Source organism: Streptomyces sp. NBC_01294 (assembly GCF_035917235.1).
Lineage (GTDB): Bacteria > Actinomycetota > Actinomycetes > Streptomycetales > Streptomycetaceae > Streptomyces > Streptomyces caledonius.
Genome location: NZ_CP108424.1, coordinates 225,916 through 248,810, shown reverse-complemented (window position 1 = coordinate 248,810; position 22,895 = coordinate 225,916). Strand labels below are relative to the sequence as shown.

Here is a 22,895-nt window from a genome sequence, read left to right as displayed (position 1 = left end):
CAGGACAAGAACGGAAAGACGACTTCATACGGACATCTGCCCACCGCATCACCGCGTTCCCGCGGCGGGCGCAGCAGAGGGCGCAGGAGACCGGGCAGTCACCACCACAACCGCCATTGAAGCCCTGGCCACCCGGCTGCTCACCCGCCGCCTCGCGTGGTCACCGGCCCAGGACGACCAAGCCCGGATCGCAGCCTGTCAAAAGTTCTGACAGCAACACCGGTTTCCTGTCCTACTCGGACCCGAGGACTCCACGGCATCTCCGGTCCGGGCATCAAGGACCACGTCAAGTTCTACTCCCGGGCACGCCAGGGGCGGGCTCATGACCATCTGCCTCGCTCCCGGCCAGGAGGTCGGCTACAACGGCGCGGCCAACGACAACGGCGACTCCCACACCTGGGCCATGAGCTGCTGTAGCCGGGTCCGCCCAGGCCCCTGCCGGACGCAGCCCGCCGGGGGCCTGCCCGCAACGACACGATGCGCGGCGGCCGGGGACAGCTCGTGCCGCCGCCCGCACGGCCAGCCCGCTTACCGCCGTGTCCCACACCGGTCAAGACACGACAATCCGGGAATAGCCGCCCGAACCGAATCGGAAGACCCTGGTGGGGGAGAAGGGAGCACGTCTTCGGGCTGTAGCGCGACCCTCGGCGTACTCCCGCCAGCGCGCACCGAAGGGACGGACATGAACGGCCTGGGACCTTGGATCTTCGCCCTCACGTACGTTGCTGCCGCGGGATTGATGGCGCACGTCATCGTAGCCAGCCGCCGAGCCCGGCACCCACGTCCGTCCGCGCCCGCCGCACGAGCCGCCCCGGCCCTCGGCAACGCGCTGTTCGAAGCGGCCTTCCTCGCAGGCGGCCCCCGGCGCGTCGCGCACACGGTCCTGGTCGCCATGCAACGTGACGGCCGGCTGCACATATCCCGGGACGGCAACGTCACCCGGGTCCCGGGAGCACCGCGCAACGCGGTGGAGGGGCAGTTCGTCGGAGCGCTCGGGCGCGGCGGCGTCGTGACGGCGGAGCGCCTCTGCCGCCTTGTGATGCGCAGCCGCGCGGTCCGGGACATCGGTACCACTCTCGTGCGGGCCGGACTGCTCGTCGAGCCGACGGTGCTCGCACGCATCGTGCGGCGCAGGCGCATCGTGGCCGCCCTGCTCCCGGTCCTTGTGGTGTCCGGCTTCCCGGCGGCAGGGGACCACACCGCCAGGGCGCTCACCCCAGCAGGTCTGCTGGTCCTCCTGTCCATCGCGGTGATCGTATTCCTTGTCCGGACCTCCAAGCGGCGGCTGTGGTGCACCACAGCCGGCGCCGAGCGCCTCGCGTCCCTGCGGCGGGCTCCCTCTGCGGCGCTCCCCGGCACCGAACCGGTACTGGCCGGAGTGGCTCTGCTGGGCGTGGGCCAGCTGTCCGACCCCGAACTGGAGGCGGCCGTGGTGGGGCACGGCAGGTCCGACAGGGGCGGTTCCGGCGAGGCCGGAGCCGCCTGCGGCGGGGGCGAAGCCGGTGGCTGCGGAGGAGGCGGTGACTGTGGCGGCGACTGAGCGGCCGGTGACGCCCCGGCTCGGCATCGGCTGGCGGCCGGAGATTGATCTGACCGTCGAGCAGCTGCCGGCATCGACTTCGTGGAGGTCAACGCGGAGAGCCTGCCCCACGGTCAGCTGCCGGTCTCCCTGCCGGGCATACGGGCCCGCGGAACATCGGTGGTCCCGCACGGGGTGAGCCTCTCCCTCGGTGGGGCGCAACGTCCCGACGCGCACCGGCTGGCACACCTGGCGCACTGCGCCGAGGCGGTGGGGGCCCCGCTCGTGAGCGAGCACCTGGCCTTCGTATGTGCCGATGGTCTGGAGGCCGGCCACCTGCAACGCTCTCGCGCAGGAACGCGCCCGCGTCCGGCCAGGCCGGCGGGACGTGGACCTCGCGCAGGGTCTCGATCAGGTCGGGGAAGCGGCCCTCGCGGCGGGCCTTGGCGAGGTGGGAGGACAGGTGCCGGTACATCGGCGGCGTGTGCGGCAGCACGCCCTCGGAGACGAGCCGGTACATCACCTGCCGCAGCGTGACCTTGAGCGGCGCGTACCCGTCCACGATCTGCCGCGCCCGTTCCACGACGAGGGGCCACCGCATCCGTTCACGCGCCATACCGCATCAGGAAGTTGATCCGCCCCTTCAACGTCTTGGCGGCTCGCGCGTGAACCCTTCCCGGTCCGCGCGGTCCAAGGCGTCGTCGATGTCCCCCACCAGCTGCGTGCCCTTCCTCTCGGCCCCGTCCCGGGCGCAGCGCACGGGACTGGGTTGCCCCGGCCTGGTCTACGACCCGGTCGCCGGGCAGGCCACCGTCGTGTGCAGGGCGGTCTTCTCGTCGTCCGTCGTGGTGGCAGTCTGCCCGACCCCGGAGGGCCGTGTGGCCGCACGGCGGGACAGGTCGGCACAACGGATCCCACCGCCAGAGCGCCAGTCCAGCACCGGTCCCGCGGTAGAGATCCACCACTGCTGGGGGCTGCGCCCCGGCTCCGCAGACGAGGCCGGGGGCGCCGCTGGCGGCGGCGTCCGGGGGCCGCACGGGCGGTTCGGGAACCCTCGGGCACAGCTAGCCGTGCGGCCGTCCGCCCCGACCGCGGCCGAGACGCGCAACGACCGCACGGTCGTGGTCACGATCTGCGCCGCGTCCGACCACTCCGGCGGCCACATGGACACGGGCGGCCCGGGCCGCCTCGTCGGCGAGCTCCGAGAGCACCCGGCCGCCCGCCATTCGGCGCTTGCCGGTCTGGCGGCTGCGCGGAGCCGGCTCCCCCGCGAGCCGGGCCTGCTCGCACCCGGACTCCTCGCCCGTCGACTCCTCATCAACTTCTGACGTGCTGATCGGCACGGCGCATCTGCGGACGGCGGCAGCCACTCCGCCGGATCCCGGTCCGCCTTCGACCGGTTCGACCGGGCCATCACCGTCACTGGGAAGCTGGCTGACCCTGGTCGTTCGCGTACACCTCGCGCCTTCGCGCGGTCCACGAACTGGGCCACCGCACAAGGGGCAACCCCATGTCCTGTCTGACGCGGCTCCGTTTCGGATCGGCGGCGAAAGCCGACGGAGGTACATCGTCAACTTCCATCCCGTCACCCGCTCGGGCTAGGAGCGATGTGGACGGGACGGGGTGCGAACGTGCCCGCCGGCTGGAGCGATCAGCTCCGACGTGGCGGAAGCGGCGGCGCGCAGTCGGACCTGCGCATCGTTCCGACGTCCGGGGAGTGTCCTCCGGCAGAGGAAAGGGGCGGATACTACCGGAAAATCCGGGGTCCGGTGGGGCCGCCTCAGCGAGGCTTCTCGAAGAAGTCGCTGCCTGGATGAAGATCGGGCAATCGCGCTGGTGGAACAGCGCTCCCGTAGGAGAGGCAATGATGGACGGACCCGAGGGGACGCCCGTGGCCGCGTACGCGGCCGCGCTCCGAAAGGCCACGGACGGCTACTTCGGAAGCGGGGCCGACATTGCGTCGGCCCCCGCCGGGGCGGTGGTCGCCGGCGGCACCCAGGTGGCGATGGCTGAGGCCATGGGGATATCGCCGTCCGTCTTCTCGCGCTGGTTGAGCGGGAAGCGCGTCGCCCCGCTGGCAGGGCTGCATGCCATCAGGGCTTTCCTCGAGGCGCGGTCCTTCACGTTCCCCGACGGGTTCTGGGGAGAGCTGGACGAGCTGTGCGGCCGGGCGCTCTTCCACAGCGGAGCCCCAGCAAGCACAGCCGATCGGCTCGCCTACCTTGAGGCAAAGGTGCCCGGTGTGCTCGCCGCGCACGAGCGGGCTGCGGCCCGCGCGCAGAGCGCGGAGCGCGCATGCCAGGTCCTTCAGAAGCGGATCACGGAGCAGAGCCAGAGCCTGCTCAAGGCACAGTGCTACATCCGCAACATGGAGACGGACGTAGCAGAGCAGAAGAAGCGAGGCGACCTGCTCCGGACGGAGCTCGACGTCCTGAGCGAACAGAACCGCCGGCTCCTCGATGAGAAGCCCGCCCATCCGGCCATGCCGTACTACGTGTACATCCCGGTTCCGTCCGCCTCCGCCCTCGAGCCGGTGGCGGCTGCGAGGGTCTGCGCCGCGGCGGGCTCTGCCCCGGTGCTGGCGTACGCCGGGCCTGCCGCCCCGCTCGGGACGACGCTCCTGGCCCCAGCAGCCTCGCCGGGGTCCTGGTATCCGGATGTCCATCCGGGGGAACCGATTCCGCAGTACTTCGAGGACACGGAGATCGGCCCGAGCGGGTACCCGGAACGCTCGGCCTCTCCTCGCTACCCCGACCAAGGTCACCTCGACCTGACGGTCCTGCGGCTTCGGGAAGCGCAGAGGGCGGCTGTTGGCCTCCACGATGCAACGGGCTACGGCACCGGTACAGCCGATCTTCACTACGCGGCGGCAGGGGCAGCTGTCCCCACAGAGGGATGTGAGGGGCTGCCTGCCGGCCCCGACGCCCTCGCGGACGACGAACCGCCCGTGACCGCCCCGGCCAGCCTGCCCGCCTCCTCTGCTCGCCGGGCAGATGATGAGCAGGCCCCGCAGCCCTTCCCGGAGCCTCTGCCGGGACACACGGCGCTCGCCCCCCGTGTGGAGCGGGCACTGCCGGCTGGTGCAGCCGTTCTCGCTTCGCTCCTGTGCGCTGCCCTCCTGTGGGTGGCCGCTGTGGTCTTCGGCAAGCTCACCGACGGGGCGCGGAAGTAGCGCGCGGGGTCGGACGTCATCGGCTGGGTCCTGTCGGTCCGGTCGGCGGCGTGCGGTAGATGTGCCCGCCCGCGTACGGCTCTCTGTGGCCAATGACCAAGCTGGGCAGGAAGACTTGGTGGCTCGGGGGAACCACGTGGGAGGGCACAGTCTTGGGCAGCGAAGACATCATCGTGCGGTGTGCGGTACCCGGCCACCCGGATCGGACCTGGCGACACGGTGCGATCCGGGAGGCGGAGATACAACGGGACAGGATCCTGGGCCTGTACCGCGACCGGGGGGCGGCTGTCACCGTCAGCATCGAGTTCTCCACGGGAGCGGTGCTCACCCAAACCCTGGAGGCCCGGCTCTCCCGGACCGCGGCCTCTCAAGCCGCCCCCGCTCCACCGGCCTCCGGCCGGCAGGCCGGTCGGGGGACGGACGGGGGCGGGGAAGACGAACGCCCGGCGCTGCAGGTCCTCAAAGCGGTCGCCATGATGGCGGTGATAGCCGTAGTGGCCGTAATGGCCGCCGCTTCCATGGACGGTGACGGCGGGAAAGGCGACGGGTATGCGCCCAGGCCCGGCAGCAGCGGGTGGGTGGACGGGACAGGGGCGCCGGGCTCGCTCCTCGACCCGAAGGACGACCTGGACGGCGACGGCTGGGTGGACGATCCGTGCCCCGACAAGAACACCCCCCTGTCCGCGGAGTGCTGACAAGCACCGACCCCACCCCCGCCACCCCCACTGCGTCCGACGCCGGCAGCGCCGGTTGCCGTGCACGCGCCCGGCTGCGTCCAACAGTCCGGAAGCCTCCGCCCTGAAGAGACGCACAACGGCGGGCCCGGGTTGGGGCCCGCCGTTGTTCCCCGACTGCCCGGCGGCAGCCGGGGGGTGGGGTCAGCGCTGGGAGTACAGCGCCAGGAACGCGTGGCAGACGGTGCCGACGGAAGCGAACGCCTTCGCCGCCTTCCAGATCGCCTCGCGCAGGGTGGCGCCCCCGTGAGCCAGGCAGCCGTAGACGACCCCGCACACGACCGCCACGAGCGCGATGAGCAGAGAAGCGCTGTGGGGCGAGGCCAGAAGGGTAGTCATGCTGAGTGCTGTCGCGCCGAAGAACGCCTGCCCGCCACGCATGAAGGCGTCCTGAAACGGCCTGGGTGCCGGCGCGGGCGGGAGCGGTACGTCAGCACGGTGAAGCACACCGAATACCAGCGCCGCGAGCACACCGGACGTCACAGCCAGCGAAATGGTCCAGGGACTCGGTCCACTGAACTGTTCCACGCTCCCGGTGTGCATGTAAGAGGCGGCATGAATATGCCTGAGCATCGTTTTCTCCTGAGTCGATCCAACCTTGCAGCTCCCCACTCTGACCGTTGCAAAATCGGCAAGGAAGCAGCTCAGCGCGCTGCTTGCCCGGAAATTCACCCAGCCGCGATCCATTCCATTGCGGGCCGCTATGCTGCTTGCTCCCGGCTCACCGTACGGAGGGGACATGACTAAAAAAAGGATCCAGCGCCACCGGAAGTCCAGTACTACGCGCAGGCGCTCAACAAGATCTACGATGCGAGTGGGATATCCCAGACCGCACTTGCCGCCGGGATCGATAGATCAACCTCCACCGTGTCCCGGTGGTTTTCGGGCAAAGAAAAAGGTCATGTGCCCACGGGCGGAGACGTAGCGAAGATCCTCGAGTTCTACAAGAGCCAGGGCGTCATGATCGAGGCGTCCCTGCTGGTAGACCTGCCCAAACTGCGGGAAGCGGCACAGAGGGCCAGCGGAACCGTGCACAAGACGGCGGACCGTCTCAAAGAGCACGAAGCCGAGATCGAGCGCGCGAAGAGATCCACGGCAGAGCTCCTCCGCCAGAAGACCGAGGAGTGCCAGGCAGAAGCAGAACGCGCCGACCGAGCCGAATCGGGCGCGGAGGAAGCCACCGCCCGGCTCCGCAGACAGCTCGACAACGCCACGAACTACATCCGTGAATCCGAGGCTCTGATCGTCGAGCAGGGCCTGCGCATCAAGGCGCAGGAGGAGGAGCTGGAGAGCCGCCGGGCAGAGGTCAAAGTCCTGCGCCGACAGGTCCGACAGCTCTCGGAGGAGGCTTCCGAACCAAGCGTTGCGGGCGATGCAACGCAGGTCAGGCCCCTGGTAGGTGCAGTGGTGAACTACCGGCCGTTCGACCCGAGGATCTACGGCCCGGGGAGGCCCAGGCCCACGTTCGACCCCGACTCCTCAAGCCTGCTGGACCTCTCGACCAACACGCCGGCAGCGATCCCCGACCGGCCGACTGTGGCCGACCGGGTGCTCCAACATGTCCTGCGTCTGGTTGTCCCCTCCCAGGTCGTGGGGTTCTGCGGAGCCCTCTTTCACTCGGCGATGAACGCGGGGATGCTTCCAGGTCCGTCGCTGGTCGCGGGTCTCGTGTTCGCTGTCGTCGGCTCCGGGGTTCTCTGGCTTACCTACAAGTGGTTCCTTCGCAGGAACCGCATCGCCCTCCCGTCGGTTGCCCTGCTCATCGGGTGCACCGCCCTGTCCGTCTCCGGATACTCCATTGCCCTCCATCCGGCCCTGGCTGGAATTGCGAAGGAGGACGGGACCCAATGGGCGGAAGAATTTGACAGACTTCCGTGCAATGACGGCACATCCATCTGCCCCACATGGATCCGGAATAGCTGAGGAAGTTCCGCCACCGCATACGGGCGGCGGTCATTTCCACTCACTCGATTCCAACCAGATCCGACACTACGCCGCCCGTCCTGTTTTCCAGGACGGGCGGCTGCGTATGCCCTCGCGGTGTCCGGGCCACCGGCAACCTCCGATACCCAGCAAGCGGTGCCGGAATTGATGGTTGCGCATCGCCTGCAACACTGGATTGAGGAAAACGCACCATAAAGCGTACTTTCCGGCCGCCCGCGGGGGGAGGCCGGGAAGGGGAATCGTCATGGCTCTCGCGCAGAACCTCGTGCCCGGAATTCTGGGCGGGGTAAGCGGGCTGGCGCAGGCGCTCATGGGCGCTCCCGCGTGGGTCATCGTGGCGTGCCTTGCCCTGAGTCTGGGGCTGGGCGGTGTGCAGGCGGTGTTTCCCCAGGATTCGGCGGATCGGCTGGCATGGTGGGAGGGACGGCGCGCCTACCTCCTGCGCCGCCGGGAACTGCGTGACGCGCGGGCGAAGCTCCGTGGTGCGAGGAGGGAACGGCGGCTCGGTCGCCGGGGCGGCGAGGGGTAGAGGGGACTTGCCGGCGTACGTGGCCTTGGCGGTTCGCCAAGGCCACGTACGCGGCGCCGTCTATGGCTGGACAGCGGATGCCGAATTCCGACTCCGGCGGATATCGGAGTGGGCCACAATGCGAGATCCGGGGGAAGAGGCTGCAAGGGGGACACGGCGTGGCGACGGACGAGCAGGCGCGTCGGGATGAGGCCCGCAGGGCCGCTGAGCGTTACGGGGAGGCGCTGAAGTCGCTGTTCGAGCCAGCGCTCGAGCGGGGTTCGTCGCAGCGTACGTTGGCGAAGGTGCTGAAACGGGACGCCGCGACGGTCTCCCGCTACTTCAACGCAAAGATCGTGGCACCACGCCTGTTCGTCGACAACATGGTCAAGTACCTCGCCTCACTGGGGGTACAGGTCACCAAGGAGCAGGTGGAGAGCGTCCACGCCTTACGGCAGACCGCACAGAAGCTGGGGGACCAGAACGAGACCGATCGCCTCAACGATCGCATCGCTGCTCTGCGCAGGCAGATGAATCGACTCCGCGCGCAGTTCAGCGAGGAGCACCACCAGCTGCGCAATCAGCGGGACGCGCTGGTGCGCGGCCGGGAGCAGCTCGCCGATGCGCTGGCCGCGCAGAAGGCCGTGGAGAACGCGCGCGTGGAGGAGCTGTCCCGCACGCTGGCCTCCGCCGCGGACGAGATCAGCTTGCTGGAGGAGAGCCTGGGAACCGTCACAGCACGCCTTCAGGAGGAGAAGTCCGGGCGGACGCCTTTGGCCGAGCTGGTGGTGCGGCAGCAGGGCCAGCTCGAGCACGCCAAGACGTACACCCGCGATCTCGAAGCCGACCTCGCCTCGGCCCGTGCCGACTTGAAGACCCTGAACCAGGAAGTGCAGGTCCTGCGCCGCCAGGTCGCGCTCCTGATGGAGGAGACCCGCCCCGCCGGCACGGCCCACCCTGCCGACGGGGACGACGCAACACAGGCCGGAGCAAGTGAACCCCAGTACGCCGCACCGGTCCCCTCGCCCACGGTCAGCAGTGATGCAGCCGATGCAACACAGACCGACCCGGGCGGGCCCCCGTACGCCTGGCCGGCGTCCACGCCGCCGGCCACCGGTGATATGGGCAACGCCGCCCAGCCCTCAGGAGGTGAACGCCGGCACACCTCGCCCGCTCCGCCGACGGGAGGAGGCCGGGCTGCATCCCGGCGCAACGCGAGCCCCCAGTACGGCGGGCAGCGGCCGCGTGGGCCGTGGGGAGGTTCCGCCGCCGAGCCGACGCGCAGCGGCAGGGAAGCCGGTGTGCCGGTGGCACCCCGCGCCGGTAACACGGCGTCAGCCCCGCGGCGCAAGCCGACGCCTGCACCCCACGCCCCGGCTGCAGGTCCTGGTGGGCGACGCGGGCGCACCATCGGTCTGGCCGTCGCGATCCTGGCCTGCGCCGGCTTCCTGTACTGGTGGCCGGGGGACCCGACCACCGGCGCCCTCCTGCCCTGGAACGACCGACCGACAACCACCGCCTCACCCAAGCCCAGCCCCTCACCCACACCGGCACCGTCACCCTCCAAGGCCCCCGTGCTCGACACCAGCGCCGCGCCCCTCAGCACTTCCGAAGTACTCGCACTTCCCGCCTGCCCGAGCGACGAAGTCCGCGTTGTCTTCTTCGCCCCCACCGCCGACGTCAATGCCGGCAGCAACGTCCGCTTCGAGATGATCCTCATGCATCACTTCTTTGCGAGCGGCTCATGCCGCGTCGACATCGGCCAGCACGCCCTGGCCCTCACCATCAAGGACACTGCCGGCGACACCGTGTGGAACTCCGCCGACTGCGCCTCTGAGTCACCGACACCGCGCTGGGCCCGTCTCGAGGATGATGAATTGGTCAAGGCGACACTTACCTGGGACCAGCACACCAGCAGCTCTACCTGTCCCACGGCCACCCGCCTCGTGCCTGCGGGCACCTACATCGCCCAGGCGTCCAGTACACAGGCCGCCGAGCCGTCGGAACGCTCCTCCTTCGTCATCCGCTGAAGAAGGACATCCCGGCGGGTATCAGGCTGCCGGCCGCCCGGAGCCATAGAGTCGGCGGATGAGCCTGCCGACCAAGCCGGCCACCTTCCTTCGCCGCGATGATGTGATCGGCTACGAGGGCCGGTGGCGCAGGGTGCGAGCACTCACGAGGCAGACCGACACTCTCGAGGGTGAGGTAGTGGTCGTGGCAGTGGCATGGGAAGAAGGCGGCTTCGACCGCTTCCCCGCCGAAGCCGAACTACTGCTCAAGCCAGCAGCCGAGCACGGCTGAGTCCTCTGACGCCAGCAGTGCAACCCCCACACCTTCAACGACTTCACCAGAAGAGCTGCCTCCTCCGACATCTGAGCAGGCCAGGGCCTGGGCAGCCGAATCCTGCCCTGGGGCACGACTACCGACACTGGTGACGCTCCGTCTCGGGACCGATTCCGGAGCATGATGAAGGGCCGCCATCCCACCCGGCAGGAAGGCGGCCCTCGGCCAGACCTACGGGGCGGGGGTGAACTCCACGTCGGTGCCGCCGCAGCCGGCCGCGATGTCCCACAGCCGGTCCCGCTCCAGCTCATCGACCGCGAGACCCCAGCGGAGCTTGGTCGCGGTCCACTCGGCGCCGTACCGGCACAGCGCGTCCGCCGACGGCGGCAGCCACTCCGCCGGGTCCTGGTCCGCCTTCGACCGGTTCGAACGGGCCGTCACCGCGACCAGGGACGCCGGCTGGCCCTGGTCGTTCGCGTACGCCTCTCGACGCGCCGCCGTCCAGGCGGAAGCGCCAGCTGGCGGGGAGCGTCATCCGAAGGGTGCCGTATTCCGCTGCATGCTCGTATCCACCGTCTGGTACGCCTGCCCGGAGCCGCCTACAGCAAGGCATCCACCTAGCCGATGAGTTCGTCCCACGCCGGCATCACCGGGGTACTTGGCAAGGAGTTGCAGGCCTCAGGCGAGCCGTGGGGCCCTGGGCCCGGTGCTCCTGGTTGCGCCAGTGGTCTCACGTGTCATCGTGCGTCGCTCCTCCTGCCTTGACGGCGACGCCCAGGCGCGGCTCGCCGGCCATCTCGTAGCCGCCCTCGCCCTTTGACCGTGACACGTCCTCGATGCCCGGGTGGCGGCGGGCCGATACGACGAGGAAGGTGATAGCGCCAAGGAAGACCACGACCGAGGTCCAGCCGTTCAGACGGAGGCCGAGGAACGTGTGGGATGTATCGATGCGCAGATATTCGGTCCAGAACCGGCCGACCGTGTAGGCGGCGGCGTACAGGGCGAAGGTCCTGCCGTGACCGAGCGTGAACCGGCGGGCCGCCCAGAGGACCAGTGCGGCGACGCCGATGTTCCAGAGGGACTCGTAGAGGAAGGTGGGGTGGTACGTCGCGGTGTCGAGCATGGTGGACGGACGGTGCGCGCGGTCGATCTCCAGGCCCCAGGAGAGTGTGGTGGGGCGGCCGTAGAGTTCCTGGTTGAACCAGTTGCCCCAGCGGCCGATCGCCTGGGCCACGGCTATGCCGGGGGCGACCGCGTCCGCGAAGGCGGGGAAGGGGATGCGGTGGCGGCGGCAGCCGATCCACGCGCCGACCCCGCCCAGGGCGATGGCGCCCCAGATGCCGAGCCCGCCTTCCCACACGTACAGGGCTCGGATCGGCTCGCCGTGGTCGCCGAAGTACGCGTCGGGGCTGGTGACCACGTGGTACAGACGTCCCCCGGCGATGCCGAACGGCACTGCCCAGAGGGTGACGTCTGCGATGACGCCCTGGTCCCCGCCCCGCGCGACCCAGCGCCGGTTGCCGAGCCAGACGGCGACGAATATGCCCAGGATGATGCAGAAGGCGTACGCCCTCAACGGAACCGGGCCGAGGTGAAGGACCCCGGTCGAAGGACTGGGAAGGTAGGCAAGATCCATGGTCACTCCGTAGAGGTCTCAATCAAGTGGACTGGTAAGCATCTGATCAATCAGGCGTGCACTGAACGAGTCCTTGATCAGAAGCCCTGCGGGCGACGGCGCACTTTGCAGCGGGCTCACCCACGAACCGGGCCGCTTCCCGGACACGCTCCTGCTTTCCCGCCTGAGGGGCGGCCGATGTCGGCGACGCCCGTCTGGTCGAGTGAGCGGTCAGGGCCGGTGCCTGAGGGCTGCGCCGAGTGCGGCGATCCAGATCAGCAGCAAGGGCAACGAAATGAGTGCCGTCGGGGTCAAGGCAGTGGACAGGAGCAAGCAACCCATGCCGGACGCGGTGATCGTGGCCGCGAGGACCCAGCCGATGACGACCTCCCAACGCCGCAGTAGTGTGCCGTGGCGGCAGGCTGCGCAGGCAGCCGCCGCGAGTGCGGCGAGTGCGAGCATCTTGACACCGTCCACGCGCTGGACCATCTCGAACATTGCGCCGCTCCTGCCCGGTGACGCTGGATCAGCTCCAGGTACTGCGATCAGTTCCAGGACAAGTTGCAGGGATGCGAGCGCGCCCGCGACTCTGCCGGCCCATCCGGCCAGGCGAGCCGCATCGTTGCCGGAATGGCGGGCTCAGTCGAGCAGTCCAGATCCGACGACCACGAGGCAGACAGCTGCCACACCGTGAACGAGCAGCGCCTGGGCCAGCGCATGGACTGGCCGGTCGGCGTACGCGGTCGTGATCCCGGCGTATGTGTCACCGACCTCGGGTGTGGCTCCCCACCCGGCGGCGAGCCCAAGGATCCATGCCGCAGCGTGTGTGTATCCGGCGGCGCTGGGGGTGATTCCGGTAACAGGCCCCTTGGCAACGGTGGTCATGTGGTGTCTGCCCCGGTCCTGTTCCGGATCGCCTGGGCGAACGTCTCGCAGCCGGTACGCCATGCGGCATCCAGGTCCGCGCCAGGCGGGAAGCGGCCGTCGAGTTCGAGCACGACCATGCCGTGCGCGAACGCCCAGAACGAGCGTGCGATGTCGATGTCGCCGCGCACCGCGTGGGCCAGCGGCGTCGCTGCGCGATCTTCGAGTCCCTCGGGGAGCGCGTTGCGGGCGAGCGGCCGACTGTGGGTGATGCGGTAGAGGTGCGGGCCGGCGAGCGCGTGCCGTCGGTAGGCTCGGGCGAGCACAAGCAGGGGTGGTTCGACGCCGATCTCTGCTTCGGCAGCCTCCAGCTCCTCCGCCAACTGGGTCATCCCCTGGGCCTGGAGCCCGGCCTCGACAGCGGCCTTGTCAGGAAAGTGCTTGTACAAAGAAGGCGCCCGGATACCGACACGCTCGGCGATGCGCCGCATCGACAACGCATCCGGCCCTTCGGCGTCTAGCAGTTCCCGGGCAGCGGCCATGATCTGCTGCGCGCGGTCAGCCATGGCAGGCCGTCCGCGCGATCGCGATGCCGGATGCGGCCAGCGTGGGACATCGGATTCCAGCAGTGCGCCGTGCAGGGTTCCGCGGAAACGGGCCCCGTCCAGCGAGGAACACGGGCGCGGTAACGGCTTGCGGTTGGTGCCCTTCCCCAGGGACCGCCAACGCCCCGGACGAAAGCTCTGACGCCTCCCGTGTACCCCGGAGGGGACGGGGCAGGTCGCTGCCGAACGGGGTACTGCTGGCTGTAGCGGCGTTCACTGCGGCCCTCTCACATCGCGACCGATCGAAATTGGCTAACAGCGTTAGCTAGGCTTGGCGTCAAGCTACGGCTAACGCCGTTAGCCGTCAAGGGTGGAGCCTGTCGAACTCTGACCGGCCGAGCCTGAACCTGAAGTCCCGATCGGCGAGTTCCGCCTGACCGCAGCACCGAGCCCGTAGCCTCGGTCATGCGTCCCCGGCCGCCACTGTGCGCTGTGAGCCAGAGGCAGGAGACGGGGGCCGATTCGGACCGCGTCGGCGAGGACGGCACCGCTGTAGAGCATGCGCCGTCCATGTTCAGGTGCACCTCAGCTGGACCACCGGACGTCTTGCCCGCGCCGCCTCGGAGTCCACTCCCATGGGTACGTGCCGTTGAACAGCGCGAACCGGCGCACCAGACTCAGCCGGTCTTCGATCGTCTTCCTTGCCAGCAAGCGGCTCTGCTGCTGCCGCATCCACCCCGTCAGCATCGCCTCGAACATCGCCGGAGCCGGGTCCAGCGCCCGGACGTTACCCGGCACCACCAGGCTGATCGCGCCCGGCACATCGGCAGAAACCACACCAGCTCCCACGGTTGCGTCAGATGCAACATCCTGGCGTTTAACCAGGATCTCCCGAGGTAGAAGGCCTCACCGTCACCTGTACGAGCTACAGACCGCACCTTCTCGACCAGGTCAACGGCGGTCACCGAGCCGGGCGGAATGATGCAGGCGACACAACTCCGCCTACTTCGAGTCCCACGCCTCGGCCAGGGGGACCATGTGGTCAATGTTCAAACTGTTGGCCGAATTGACGGTCTGCTCGTCGTAGTACGACCACCAGCTGCCGCCGGTCAGGGTGCACCGCGATGCCGTCCAGGTCAGGCCCGCCGTGGCGCCGCGCATGGCGCGTACGGAAGCGAAGCGCTGCCGCTCGATCTCCCGCCGGGCCGGACAGCTCTACCAGCGCTACCAGGAAGGCTTGGAGGACCAGATCGGCGCGCTCGGCCTGGTCGTCAACGCCCTGGTGCTCTTCAACACGAGGTACATGGACGCCACCGTCACTCAACTGCGCGAGGACGGATTCAATGTCCTCGACGAGGACGTGGCCCGCCTCTCCCCGTTCGCCCGCCACCACATCACATGCTCGGCCGGTACTCCTTCCAACTCCCCCACCTGCCCCGGGGGGCCTGCGTCCGTTGCGTGAGCCGGACGCCATCGACGGGGAATGACGCCCGGCGCTGGCCCCGGGCTCTCATCTCTGACCCCAGCCGCAAAGTAGCGGTCGTAGTCGTTGTCAGTCGATGGCCTGGTAGAGCGTGGTCCAGAAGTCGTTCATGGCACGCGGCGAATCCGGGGTGGACAGTCCGACCTGGGTGAGCAGGACTCCGGTGAGCTGGTTGGTCCTGTCTGCGTAGGCGGTGGTGCCGGTACCGCCGAACCAGCCGAACTGGCCGATGGGCGCGTAGTCGCCGCGATGTGTGCGCACCGCCATCCCGAAGCCCCAGCCACCGTTCGACCCCTGGCCGGACGACAGGTGGGCGACGTTGCTGAACATGGTGTCTCGGGCGGCAAGTTGCTCGGGCGAGAGACGGTTGGTGGTCATCAGCTCGACGGCGGCCCGGGACAAGATCCGTTCACTCCCGCGCATCCCGTGGTTCAGCAGCATCTGGAAGTAGGCGTGGTAGTCGTCGGCGGTGGAGACCAGCCCGCCGCCAGCGCCCTGGAACGCGGGAGGCACGCTGGACCTTCCCCCTGCCGCCTCGTCCCACACGACGAACTCGCCGGTCTGCGGGTCGGGCCCGTACAGGGGCGGCAGTCGGTCGATCTTGTCGGCGGGCACGTGGAAGGCGGTGTCCTTCATCCCCAGCGGATCGAGGATGCGTGTCCGCAGGAACGCCTCCAACGACTGTCCCGTGACCCTGGAGACAAGCACGCCGACTACCTCGTTGCTGAGGTCGTACTGCCACCGCACTCCGGGCTGGTACTGCAGCGGCAGCTCGCCGAGGCGGCGCATCCACTCGTCCGGCTCGGGCGCCGGCCCGGATGCCACGCTGTAGTCGAGACGCTCGAAGGTCGCGGCCCTGATCGGGGAAGCCATCGACTCGAAGTCCACTCCGAGCCCGAACGTGGAGGTGAGCAGGTCTCGTACGGTGATCGGCCGCTGTGCGGGCACGGTGTCGTCCAGCGGTCCGTCGGGCCGCTTCAGCACCTGCCGGTCGGCGAGTTCGGGCAGCCACTGATCCACCGGGTCGTCCAGCCGCAGCCGACACTCGTCGAGCAGGATCATCGCCGCCGCCATCGTGACCGGTTTGGACGTGGACGCCATCCGGAAGATCGTGTCCCGGCGCATCGGCGCGCCACCGTCATGACGCATCGTCCCGATCGCTTCGACGTGCGTCCGGCCGCCATGGCTGACGAGAGCGACAAGGCCGGGAATCTTCTTGGACTCGACGTGCTGTGCCAGCACCTCGCGCAGTCGGCGCAGCCCTGCGTCGGAGAAGCCGCTGTTGCTTGTTCCCATGATGAATCTCCTGTTCATGGTGTGGTTCTCACGGCGGCCCTGGTGGCTGCCTGGCCCTTCGAGCGGCCATGTGAAGAGCCTGCAGCCTTGACCCAAGGTCAAGGTCAACCCCCTGTACGGATCAAGGGGTGACCGGCACCGATTGCAGACGTCCCGGTCCCTCTTGGCAGCAGGGGGTGGGCTGGAACTGGTGCGCGCTATCCTCGTCCCGGTGATCATCCGGACTTCCCGGCCGTCGCCGACGCGGTGCGCGAGACCGCGGCCGCCCACGATCCGGAGGTGCGCCGAGCCGATGGCAGACGGGCTCACGATCGGTCAGGCGGCTGCGTTCGTCGGTGTCACGATCAAGACCGTGCGGCACTATCACCGGCTCGGCCTGGTCGCCGAGCCGGAACGCGACGGTTCCGGCTACCGCCGCTACCAATCGGACGAGCTGTACCGGCTGGTCCAGGTCCGGACCCTGGCCGCAGCCGGCGTGCCGCTGGCCGAGATCGGTGACCTGCTCGACGCCGATCCCAAGACGTTCGCCGCCACCCTGGACGACGTCCACCACCAACTCACCGAACGGATCGACGACCTGATCGCGCGCCGCGACAGGCTGCACCGTCTCGACCACGGCGACCGGGCACTGCTGCCCGACCGGGCCTGCGCAGTCTTGGACCGACTCGCCGAACTCGGCTTCAGTCCCGACTACGTGGCTGGTCAACGGGAGGCTCTGGTGCTGGCCCGGGCACTGGTCCCTGAGATCTTCGACAGCTTCCTGACCCGGCTTGAACATTCGCTTGACGATCCCGAGTCCGTCGAGCTGACCAAGCGCGGTTGGGATGCGAGGGCCTGGGATCCGGACGACCCACGGATCGAGGAGCTGGCGTCCACGCTGTCCGACAAGCTGCTGACCAACCGCGCGCTGCTGGCGATGCCGACCGGGTTTCGGAACCAGCCCGACGCCGCCTCCCGGTACGGAATGGTCAACCACCACCGGGAAGACCAGTCACCGTCCATCGCCCGGTTGAACACGCTGGTCGAGGCGAACCTGCGCGCAGCCGGCATCGCCGTTCCGCATCAGTGACGGCCGCCTGGCAGACCCGGCACTGCGGCAAAACGCCCGCCTCATCCCGCCGTGTGGACGGTCACGTAATTCCCCATCCCGACGGTCACGTAATTCCCCAGGTAGTCGTGGTGGGGACGCCTGGTCGGTCGCGGGTCAGTCCCACCAGAGCACGACGAGCAGGTGGCGCTTGGCTGCGTCGAGGTAAAAGTCGTACAAGGCGTTGAAGTGCTCCAGCAGGTACGCCCTCATACCGCCGGTGATGTGGTCGGCTCCGTGGCCGATCAAGGATCCGGCGTCACGGTCGTCGGCCGGCAGAGCGGCAAGAAGGGCGGGCATGTCGATCTGGCCAAGCACTTCGGAGACGCACGCCACTTGAGAGACGCCCAGGGCGGTGGGCGCGGCTCCGAAGGGGGCTATGGCGTGCGGGTGAGTGTTGAGGAAGCCGAGGTCCAGAGCAGTGTCGCCGTCGGTGGCCCGGCGCAGAGCATCGAGATGGACCTCTTCGAGTCCGGCCGCCTCGCCGACGCGTTCCAGCAGTGCCGGTGCCCAGTCCAGGTCCAGCACGTCGTACGCCGGTGGATCCCAGTGGGGATCGCGGTCCGGTGACGTGCTGGAGGACTGACGGCAGGCGGCGAGATACCCCTCGGGGATGCGGGCGAGCTGCTGAGTAACGGCCATGACAGCAGTATCGCTACCGCGTCCACCGGATTTCGGCTGCAGGCTGGGCGCCGCCCACGGTCACCGCCCCCATGGGGACTCGTGACCGGCGGGGTGGGGAATTACGTGACGCTCAGATCCCGAAGCCTGGGGAAATACGTGACCGCCCACACGCCGCGTCCGAACCGGGATCTGCCCGGCGGACGGCCATGTGTACAACCATTGACCTGCACGGCCGTCAAAGATGACGTCGCATGACATTCCCCGTACCGGGCCTCCGCCTCAGCCCGGCGCGAGCAGGCTGGTGACTTCGGCGATCGCCTTTCACCCTCGTGCGGTGGCGGGCGTGTCCGTCGCCCTCGCGTGCGCGTGACGTCGCGGAACCCGGGCAGGTGCGGTTCATGGGCACACTGAAGGGCTGGGAGCGGGCGATCGAGCAGGCCGAGCAGGCACTGGCGGAAAAGCTGTTCGGCAGTAATTCGGCCGAGGCGGAGGTGGTCGAGGCGCTGCTCCGAACGTGCGACGAGCAGGCCGTCGTGTGCAGCTCCCACCGCACCGTGGTGCCGAACGTGTACACCGTCGAGCTGCCTCCGCCCGTGTACGCCGAGATCGGCCCGCACCTCACCGTCGTGGGGCAGGAGCTGACCGACCGGTTAGAGCGCCATGGCCAGTCCGAGGGGTACGAATGGGCCGGGCCGCTCACCGTGCGGCTCGCCGCGGCCGAACACGTCCCCAACGGCCGCTACCAGGTCCGCTGTGCAGCCATGGCACACATCACGTCCGCGCCGCTGAGCGCTCCGGACGCGTAACCCGGCGGCGCCGCCGCGAACCTGCCCGGACAACACACCTCGGGCCATCCCTGGCTGGGCCGGCCGCCTCAACAGCGCGCCGGTACCCGAACTGCGTGCCGCGGCCGTGCGCTGAAGGCGACCTTGGCTCTCCGCGCTGGGCACGGTCCGTACGGGGTGATTCGACCGCGCCTCCAGCGGGTACGCACGCGGCTCGGCGTGCACCTGGTGCAGCGCCGGCCCTCGGGGCGGTCAGTACAGCAGGACGTGGGTCATGAGGATGTGGGGCGGGTCGGCGTCCAGCACGATGACGTACTCGGCGATGCCGAGCGCTCCCTCCTCGCCGAGGGCAAGGCGTCGCTGCTGAGGCCGGCTCGCAGACGCTGTACTTCCAGGGATCATCCCCGCGGTCTCGCTGACAGAGACCATCGCAGCGACGAGCGCGCCGAACGCCTCCGGTGGAAGTGCAGGGTCCATCATCAGCTGCGCGACGTCTTCCGACAGTTCGCACGGAAGCCCACCGTCGTACGGGTCATTCAACGGGGAGGCCCGCCTCCTGGCGTCGCGTCATCAACTCACTGAGCGAGACCGTTGGCATCGTGCCCGCCAACGCGGCATCCGCACGCCGGTCTGCCTCCGGATCCGTGTCGAGCATCGCCTCCAGCCACCACCGCCGCAGGACGTTCTCCGCCTTCTCCGGCGCGGCAGCCAGCAGCTCCCGGTAGAACTCCATCCGGCGCTCCCCGGACAGCGCGGCCCCGATGCCGTCGGCGTTGCGCGGTACCCGCTCCGGCTCGTGCCCGTGAATTGGCTGTGCTGTCATCGTGTGCCCCTTTCCCTCGACTCCGAGTCTGCCCTGAATTCAGGTCTGCGGTCGACCCGCTGTGGGGGAACGGCCGCTGCGCGCTGCGTACTCCAGCAGGCGGCGGCGCTGATCGGACGAGCGCGTCGACGTCGGCCACGGCCCTTGTCCGGGTCGCCGACATTTCGTTCAGCACCTCGTGGACGTCGTTGAGGGCTTTGTGGACGCTGAACGCCCCCGGGCTGTGGGTGAAGGTGCCCGGGCGCGTCGACCAAGTTCAGCCTTGGCAATATCACGGCTCGGGTTCCCTCAGGTGCGCAGGGGTCTTGGCCTTGATGACGGTGTCCAGGATCCGACGCATTGCGGGGTAGATGGTTTCGGTGGTCGACAATCGCTGGCGGCGTCCTCGGCGGGGAACCTCCGGCAGCGCACTCGTTTCAGTCGCTTGTGAAAAGCTACAGGTCACAGCCCTACGGGCACGAAATCAGCGACTGAAGCGACTGAAGGCCACACATACGTTCTGTTCTCGCGAAGTCGGGGAGCGTTAGACGTCAGCCGCTTGCGCCGGCCTCTCCGACCGTTCGGTCTTCCGGCCCTTGCTCCCAGCTGCCAGCGTGGTTGGGTCGACTGCTTCGGCCGGGGCTCCAGAGGCGTAGAGGCCGTCGGGGACGGTGTCGCGGTCGTGCGGCAGGAGCCAGAAGACGCGGCGGCGGAAGGTCCCGCTGGAGCGGGATGGCTTTGCCTGCGGCCCCAGCTGGGCGTAGCCGACGAGGCGGCCGTCGCGGTGGTAGGCGGGTTTGCCTCGGCGGGTGGGGAGCCGGTCAAGGGACTGGCGAACGTAGTCGAGTTCGGTGACGTCTTCGAGCCAGATCAGGTCAATTTCGTGGTGGATCTCGTCGTCGGAGATGAGGGAGCTCATGCGTTCTCCTCCTCTGCGAGCAGTCCGATGCCGGGGTAGTACTTCTTCGAGTTGGACAAGATCATTTCTTTGGGTGATGCGAGGCCTACGAGCTCGCGGGCCCGCGCCGCGAAGGCGCGGGAGGAGATGGTGGGCGCGCCTTCATTCTGACACCAGGTGCGGTAGACGCTGTAGAGGCGGGCTTGTTCGGCCCTGTGGTCGGCGTGGAAGGTACAGCATTCTTCGAAGAAGCGGCCGGTGTGGTCTTCGGTTTCCGCGTACGCGGTGGTGGCGATCCGGACCGGGGCGGGGCCGGTGAGGTCCTTCTCACCGGCAAGGTAGCGGCGTGCGCCGTCGATGAGCCACGCGAGGATGCCGGGGCCTTCCTCGGTGACGAGGATGTCGGCGAGGTTGTCGATCTTCCGGTCGTCGGAGACGACCTTCTCGAAGGGGACCAGCCGCATGCGGCGCCAGAAGGCGAAGCCTCCGGTGCCGACCTCAGGGCGATGGTTGCCGATGAGCCAGAGCTTGTGGGTGGGGGCGAAGGAGAAGAAGTCCTGGCGCATCCGGCGGGCCTTGATCCGGTCGCCGCCGGTGAGGAGTTTGACGCGGGCTTCGTCGAACTTGTCGCCGGGCTTGACCTCGGAGCAGACGATGACGCGCCGGCCGTGGAGCTCGGCGAGTTCGGTGGGGTGGCCGTCGAAAGTGCGGGCCATCAGGAAGCCGGGCGGGGCGGCGTCAGCATAGTCGCCCAGGAGCTTCATGAGGACGTCGAGGAGAACGGACTTGCCGTTCTTGCCAGCTCCGAAGAGGAAGGGCATGACCTGGGCGCCGACGTCTCCGGTGATGGAGTAGCCGAGCATCAGGTGCAGGAAGTCGATCATCTCCCGGCCTTCGGCATCGGCGCCGAAGGTGTCGGTGAGGAACCGTTCCCAGCGGGGAGTGGGCTGCTGCTTGGGGCCGGTGGAGGTCGAGCGGGAGTGGAAGTCCTTGTCGGGCTTGGGCGCCCGGATGAGTCCGGTGTAGAGGTCGACGATGCCCGCGGGCGTGCACAGGGCGTACGGGTCGGCGTCGAGGAGCTCGGCCCGCAGGACCATGCCGGGGGCCGACTTGGCCTGGGTGAGCATCGCGTTCATACCTGAGGTGCTCAGAGCCCTGCGGCGGTGCTTCTGCAGCGACTGGTTGCTGTGGATGCCGCGGGGGTCGGTCGTTGCGATGGCTTCGGCCAGATCCCCGGCGGCCCAGACGACCGTGTCGTCCTCGTCGACCTGCCAGCGGGTCGTGTCCCAGCGGTACCAGCCAAGGCCCGGGACGTGGCGGTAGTCCCCCGCGTACAGACGGACGAAGAGCTTCGCGTTCCCGCGGTCACTGAGGGTGTCGGGCAGGAGCCCGGAGGGAGTCGCGTGATCCAGGTGCGCCCGTTCGCCGCCCTGTGCAGGCAGGGGCGGCGGCGGGGCCTGGGCAAGGATCTGCGCGGCGACGGCCTCGGGGTCGAAGTCGAAGAGGTAGCCGTCGGTTTCGGGTGCGGGGCTCACCGGCGGCCTCCAAGGTGCAGGGGGCGCTGGGCGCCGGCGGCCATGCCGCTGCGGATGATCTGGGCCGAGCGCTGCTCCTGGCCGGGACGGGCTGCCGTGGCGGCTTCCCTCAGGGCTTCCTGGGCGGCGGAGTCGGTGAGATGGCCTGCCGCGACGAGCCCGCCCAAGCTGTACGCGGCCCTGTTGAGTTTCTCGGTGAAGCCGGCGCCTTCGGCGACGTGGGCGCACGATGCGACCTCGGCGAGGAGGGCGGTAAGGAGGCGTGAGGTCTTGTCCTGGCCGCCGCCGGCCGCGAGCACGGCCTGTCGGGCACGTGGTGGCACAGGGCGGGGGGCGGGAATGTGGGGGGCGGGCAGGTGACCGGTCCGCTGGAGTTCCTGAGCCAGCCATGCGGGGAGAGGGGCAGGCTGACGTACCTGCCCCAGCGGCTTGTACGTGCCGGCGGGGGTGCTGGTACCGGGCGCGACGATGTATCCGCCATGCGCACGGACATCGACCTGCCAGGCGAGAGCCCTCTTTCCGGATCCCGTCGAGCACTGCCACTGACGTCCGTCGGTGGCCCGGTACCAGACGTGCATGCCGCCCGAAGGCGTCCGCACACGAAGGGTCGAGTCGTCATCGGCCGGCGAGGTCTCACCGCGGAGAGCCGCCAGCACAGCCAGAGAGTGAAAGCCCGTTCGCAGGCCTCGCAGATCGACAGCGTCCCCGACGGGGATCCCCGGAAGGAGCCGGTCCCGGGACGGCAGTTCACTCGTGTGCGCATCGATGTCGATGACGACAAGGTCCGCGGGTCCGCAGGCAACGCCGACGCCCAGGGCCGGGTTGGTGGTCCACCACTGCTCGATACGGGAGTAGTCCAGGGTCGCTGCATGGAAACCGTGACACCACCGGCCAGCCGGCAGGCAAGGGCAGTTGGTGTGGGTGTGGCCCGGTTCAGCGCAGTCTCCGCAATTTGCGGTGGGCGTTTTGCGACCAGGAGCAAGGGGGTGGACGGGCCAGCCGTTACTGGCACACCACCGGGCCAGCCTCAGACCAGCGACCGAGCGCTCAGAGGTCGACTGCCCTGAGTCGCTGCGAGAAAACCGCAGCTCAGAAGGCATCTACTTCCCCTCACAGCGACTGAAGCGACTCAACAACGAACACAGCCTAGCGAAGTTAGCCAGGAACCGTGCGCAGTGTGTCGGGGCCGTCTGGCCCGGCG

General features: G+C 68.9%; 23 protein-coding genes and 4 pseudogenes. 13 read left to right on the top strand and 14 right to left on the bottom strand.

Annotated elements, in window-relative coordinates; all coding sequences use genetic code 11:
- Positions 1 to 252: 252 nt before the first annotated feature.
- The 6 genes and pseudogenes from OG534_RS38905 to OG534_RS38270 all read left to right on the top strand — a co-directional run.
- Positions 253 to 412, top strand: a pseudogene (locus tag OG534_RS38905) (peptidase inhibitor family I36 protein); the annotation flags it as partial.
- Positions 404 to 1,540 carry a TIGR04222 domain-containing membrane protein gene (locus tag OG534_RS38295; RefSeq protein WP_442807281.1) on the top strand — a complete coding sequence of 379 codons (1,137 nt, stop codon included), beginning with the start codon at positions 404 to 406 and terminating at the stop codon, positions 1,538 to 1,540. The pseudogene OG534_RS38905 and the gene OG534_RS38295, both read left to right, overlap by 9 nt.
- An 81-nt stretch (positions 1,541 to 1,621) precedes the next feature.
- On the top strand, positions 1,622 to 2,056 hold the full coding sequence (locus tag OG534_RS38290; protein WP_326594290.1) for a multinuclear nonheme iron-dependent oxidase: 435 nt from the start codon (positions 1,622 to 1,624) through the stop codon (positions 2,054 to 2,056).
- Between the two features lie 167 nt (positions 2,057 to 2,223).
- Complete coding sequence (locus OG534_RS38280; protein ID WP_326594288.1) at positions 2,224 to 2,847, top strand: hypothetical protein; 624 nt, start codon at positions 2,224 to 2,226, stop codon at positions 2,845 to 2,847.
- 536 nt (positions 2,848 to 3,383) lie between these two features.
- Positions 3,384 to 4,691 (top strand): helix-turn-helix domain-containing protein, encoded by a 1,308-nt coding sequence (locus tag OG534_RS38275; protein WP_326594286.1) that lies wholly within the window; start codon positions 3,384 to 3,386, stop codon positions 4,689 to 4,691.
- Between the two features lie 92 nt (positions 4,692 to 4,783).
- A complete protein-coding gene (locus OG534_RS38270) occupies positions 4,784 to 5,386 on the top strand; it encodes a hypothetical protein (RefSeq protein WP_326594284.1) in 603 nt (200 codons plus the stop codon).
- 183 nt (positions 5,387 to 5,569) lie between these two features.
- On the opposite strand, the gene OG534_RS38265 is transcribed toward OG534_RS38270, so the two are convergent.
- Positions 5,570 to 5,764 (bottom strand): hypothetical protein, encoded by a 195-nt coding sequence (locus tag OG534_RS38265; protein WP_326594283.1) that lies wholly within the window; start codon positions 5,762 to 5,764, stop codon positions 5,570 to 5,572.
- Positions 5,765 to 6,328: 564 nt separating this feature from the next.
- On the opposite strand from OG534_RS38265, the gene OG534_RS38260 reads away from it, so the two are divergent.
- The 4 genes from OG534_RS38260 to OG534_RS38245 all read left to right on the top strand — a co-directional run bounded on the left by OG534_RS38260 (position 6,329) and on the right by OG534_RS38245 (position 10,178).
- Positions 6,329 to 7,348, top strand: a complete 1,020-nt coding sequence (locus OG534_RS38260) for a hypothetical protein (RefSeq protein ID WP_326594282.1) — start codon at positions 6,329 to 6,331, stop codon at positions 7,346 to 7,348.
- Between the two features lie 265 nt (positions 7,349 to 7,613).
- Positions 7,614 to 7,898, top strand: coding sequence for a hypothetical protein (locus tag OG534_RS38255; protein ID WP_326594281.1), 285 nt, complete (start codon positions 7,614 to 7,616; stop codon positions 7,896 to 7,898).
- A 158-nt stretch (positions 7,899 to 8,056) separates the two neighbouring features.
- The gene (locus tag OG534_RS38250) at positions 8,057 to 9,907 is read left to right on the top strand and encodes a hypothetical protein (protein ID WP_326594279.1); all 1,851 of its coding nucleotides are present in this window, start codon (positions 8,057 to 8,059) and stop codon (positions 9,905 to 9,907) included.
- Between the two features lie 58 nt (positions 9,908 to 9,965).
- Entirely contained in the window at positions 9,966 to 10,178 is a 213-nt protein-coding gene (locus OG534_RS38245) for a hypothetical protein (RefSeq protein ID WP_326594277.1), read from the top strand.
- A gap of 213 nt (positions 10,179 to 10,391) precedes the next feature.
- Here the strand turns inward: OG534_RS38245 and OG534_RS38240 are convergent.
- The 6 genes and pseudogenes from OG534_RS38240 to OG534_RS38215 form a co-directional block, all read right to left on the bottom strand.
- Positions 10,392 to 10,679: pseudogene (locus OG534_RS38240) on the bottom strand (HNH endonuclease); the annotation flags it as partial.
- Between the two features lie 211 nt (positions 10,680 to 10,890).
- Positions 10,891 to 11,796, bottom strand: a complete 906-nt coding sequence (lgt, locus tag OG534_RS38235) for a prolipoprotein diacylglyceryl transferase (RefSeq protein WP_326594276.1) — start codon at positions 11,794 to 11,796, stop codon at positions 10,891 to 10,893.
- 210 nt (positions 11,797 to 12,006) lie between these two features.
- A complete protein-coding gene (locus OG534_RS38230; RefSeq protein ID WP_326594275.1) occupies positions 12,007 to 12,273 on the bottom strand; it encodes a hypothetical protein in 267 nt (88 codons plus the stop codon).
- A gap of 383 nt (positions 12,274 to 12,656) precedes the next feature.
- Complete coding sequence (locus tag OG534_RS38225; protein WP_326594273.1) at positions 12,657 to 13,205, bottom strand: TetR/AcrR family transcriptional regulator; 549 nt, start codon at positions 13,203 to 13,205, stop codon at positions 12,657 to 12,659.
- Between the two features lie 564 nt (positions 13,206 to 13,769).
- Positions 13,770 to 14,021, bottom strand: a complete 252-nt coding sequence (locus tag OG534_RS38220; protein ID WP_326594271.1) for a hypothetical protein — start codon at positions 14,019 to 14,021, stop codon at positions 13,770 to 13,772.
- Positions 14,022 to 14,192: 171 nt separating this feature from the next.
- Positions 14,193 to 14,306 (bottom strand): annotated as a pseudogene (locus OG534_RS38215) (HNH endonuclease); the annotation flags it as partial.
- Positions 14,307 to 14,385: 79 nt separating this feature from the next.
- On the opposite strand from OG534_RS38215, the pseudogene OG534_RS38210 reads away from it, so the two are divergent.
- Positions 14,386 to 14,671, top strand: a pseudogene (locus tag OG534_RS38210) (Tn3 family transposase); the annotation flags it as partial.
- 65 nt (positions 14,672 to 14,736) lie between these two features.
- Here the strand turns inward: OG534_RS38210 and OG534_RS38205 are convergent.
- Positions 14,737 to 15,963, bottom strand: coding sequence for a serine hydrolase domain-containing protein (locus OG534_RS38205; RefSeq protein WP_326594270.1), 1,227 nt, complete (start codon positions 15,961 to 15,963; stop codon positions 14,737 to 14,739).
- Between the two features lie 292 nt (positions 15,964 to 16,255).
- On the opposite strand from OG534_RS38205, the gene OG534_RS38200 reads away from it, so the two are divergent.
- A complete protein-coding gene (locus OG534_RS38200; RefSeq protein ID WP_326594268.1) occupies positions 16,256 to 17,032 on the top strand; it encodes a MerR family transcriptional regulator in 777 nt (258 codons plus the stop codon).
- A 135-nt stretch (positions 17,033 to 17,167) separates the two neighbouring features.
- Here the strand turns inward: OG534_RS38200 and OG534_RS38195 are convergent, their stop codons facing one another.
- The gene (locus OG534_RS38195; protein ID WP_326594266.1) at positions 17,168 to 17,692 is read right to left on the bottom strand and encodes a DUF1877 domain-containing protein; all 525 of its coding nucleotides are present in this window, start codon (positions 17,690 to 17,692) and stop codon (positions 17,168 to 17,170) included.
- A 380-nt stretch (positions 17,693 to 18,072) separates the two neighbouring features.
- Between OG534_RS38195 and OG534_RS38190 the strand changes: the two genes are divergently transcribed.
- Positions 18,073 to 18,480 carry a DUF3662 domain-containing protein gene (locus tag OG534_RS38190; protein WP_326594264.1) on the top strand — a complete coding sequence of 136 codons (408 nt, stop codon included), beginning with the start codon at positions 18,073 to 18,075 and terminating at the stop codon, positions 18,478 to 18,480.
- Between the two features lie 231 nt (positions 18,481 to 18,711).
- Here the strand turns inward: OG534_RS38190 and OG534_RS38185 are convergent, their stop codons facing one another.
- From OG534_RS38185 to OG534_RS38165, 5 genes are all read right to left on the bottom strand, one after another.
- Positions 18,712 to 18,888, bottom strand: a complete 177-nt coding sequence (locus OG534_RS38185; protein WP_326594263.1) for a hypothetical protein — start codon at positions 18,886 to 18,888, stop codon at positions 18,712 to 18,714.
- 103 nt (positions 18,889 to 18,991) lie between these two features.
- Entirely contained in the window at positions 18,992 to 19,282 is a 291-nt protein-coding gene (locus OG534_RS38180) for a hypothetical protein (RefSeq protein WP_326594261.1), read from the bottom strand.
- Positions 19,283 to 19,805: 523 nt separating this feature from the next.
- Positions 19,806 to 20,180 carry a DUF6009 family protein gene (locus OG534_RS38175; RefSeq protein ID WP_326594259.1) on the bottom strand — a complete coding sequence of 125 codons (375 nt, stop codon included), beginning with the start codon at positions 20,178 to 20,180 and terminating at the stop codon, positions 19,806 to 19,808.
- Positions 20,177 to 21,694 (bottom strand): DNA primase family protein, encoded by a 1,518-nt coding sequence (locus OG534_RS38170; RefSeq protein ID WP_326594258.1) that lies wholly within the window; start codon positions 21,692 to 21,694, stop codon positions 20,177 to 20,179. The genes OG534_RS38175 and OG534_RS38170 overlap by 4 nt, the downstream gene beginning before the upstream one ends.
- Complete coding sequence (locus tag OG534_RS38165) at positions 21,691 to 22,794, bottom strand: bifunctional DNA primase/polymerase (protein ID WP_326594257.1); 1,104 nt, start codon at positions 22,792 to 22,794, stop codon at positions 21,691 to 21,693. Before OG534_RS38165 ends, OG534_RS38170 begins: the two co-directional genes overlap by 4 nt.
- Positions 22,795 to 22,895: the final 101 nt, after the last annotated feature.

What these genes read in the sequence shown, in the direction of transcription:
- OG534_RS38245 (WP_326594277.1), top strand. Translation starts at nt 9,966, where the DNA reads ATGAGCCTGCCGACCAAGCCGGCCACCTTCCTTCGCCGCGATGATGTG.
- OG534_RS38225 (WP_326594273.1), bottom strand. Translation starts at nt 13,205, where the DNA reads ATGGCTGACCGCGCGCAGCAGATCATGGCCGCTGCCCGGGAACTGCTA.
- OG534_RS38275 (WP_326594286.1), top strand. Translation starts at nt 3,384, where the DNA reads ATGATGGACGGACCCGAGGGGACGCCCGTGGCCGCGTACGCGGCCGCG.
- OG534_RS38270 (WP_326594284.1), top strand. Translation starts at nt 4,784, where the DNA reads ATGACCAAGCTGGGCAGGAAGACTTGGTGGCTCGGGGGAACCACGTGG.
- OG534_RS38295 (WP_442807281.1), top strand. Translation starts at nt 404, where the DNA reads ATGAGCTGCTGTAGCCGGGTCCGCCCAGGCCCCTGCCGGACGCAGCCC.
- OG534_RS38190 (WP_326594264.1), top strand. Translation starts at nt 18,073, where the DNA reads ATGGGCACACTGAAGGGCTGGGAGCGGGCGATCGAGCAGGCCGAGCAG.
- OG534_RS38280 (WP_326594288.1), top strand. Translation starts at nt 2,224, where the DNA reads ATGTCCCCCACCAGCTGCGTGCCCTTCCTCTCGGCCCCGTCCCGGGCG.
- OG534_RS38180 (WP_326594261.1), bottom strand. Translation starts at nt 19,282, where the DNA reads ATGACAGCACAGCCAATTCACGGGCACGAGCCGGAGCGGGTACCGCGC.
- OG534_RS38265 (WP_326594283.1), bottom strand. Translation starts at nt 5,764, where the DNA reads ATGACTACCCTTCTGGCCTCGCCCCACAGCGCTTCTCTGCTCATCGCG.
- OG534_RS38230 (WP_326594275.1), bottom strand. Translation starts at nt 12,273, where the DNA reads ATGTTCGAGATGGTCCAGCGCGTGGACGGTGTCAAGATGCTCGCACTC.
- OG534_RS38195 (WP_326594266.1), bottom strand. Translation starts at nt 17,692, where the DNA reads ATGGCCGTTACTCAGCAGCTCGCCCGCATCCCCGAGGGGTATCTCGCC.
- lgt (WP_326594276.1), bottom strand. Translation starts at nt 11,796, where the DNA reads ATGGATCTTGCCTACCTTCCCAGTCCTTCGACCGGGGTCCTTCACCTC.
- OG534_RS38175 (WP_326594259.1), bottom strand. Translation starts at nt 20,180, where the DNA reads ATGAGCTCCCTCATCTCCGACGACGAGATCCACCACGAAATTGACCTG.
- OG534_RS38165 (WP_326594257.1), bottom strand. Translation starts at nt 22,794, where the DNA reads ATGCCTTCTGAGCTGCGGTTTTCTCGCAGCGACTCAGGGCAGTCGACC.
- OG534_RS38200 (WP_326594268.1), top strand. Translation starts at nt 16,256, where the DNA reads ATGGCAGACGGGCTCACGATCGGTCAGGCGGCTGCGTTCGTCGGTGTC.
- OG534_RS38185 (WP_326594263.1), bottom strand. Translation starts at nt 18,888, where the DNA reads ATGGTCTCTGTCAGCGAGACCGCGGGGATGATCCCTGGAAGTACAGCG.
- OG534_RS38255 (WP_326594281.1), top strand. Translation starts at nt 7,614, where the DNA reads ATGGCTCTCGCGCAGAACCTCGTGCCCGGAATTCTGGGCGGGGTAAGC.
- OG534_RS38205 (WP_326594270.1), bottom strand. Translation starts at nt 15,963, where the DNA reads ATGGGAACAAGCAACAGCGGCTTCTCCGACGCAGGGCTGCGCCGACTG.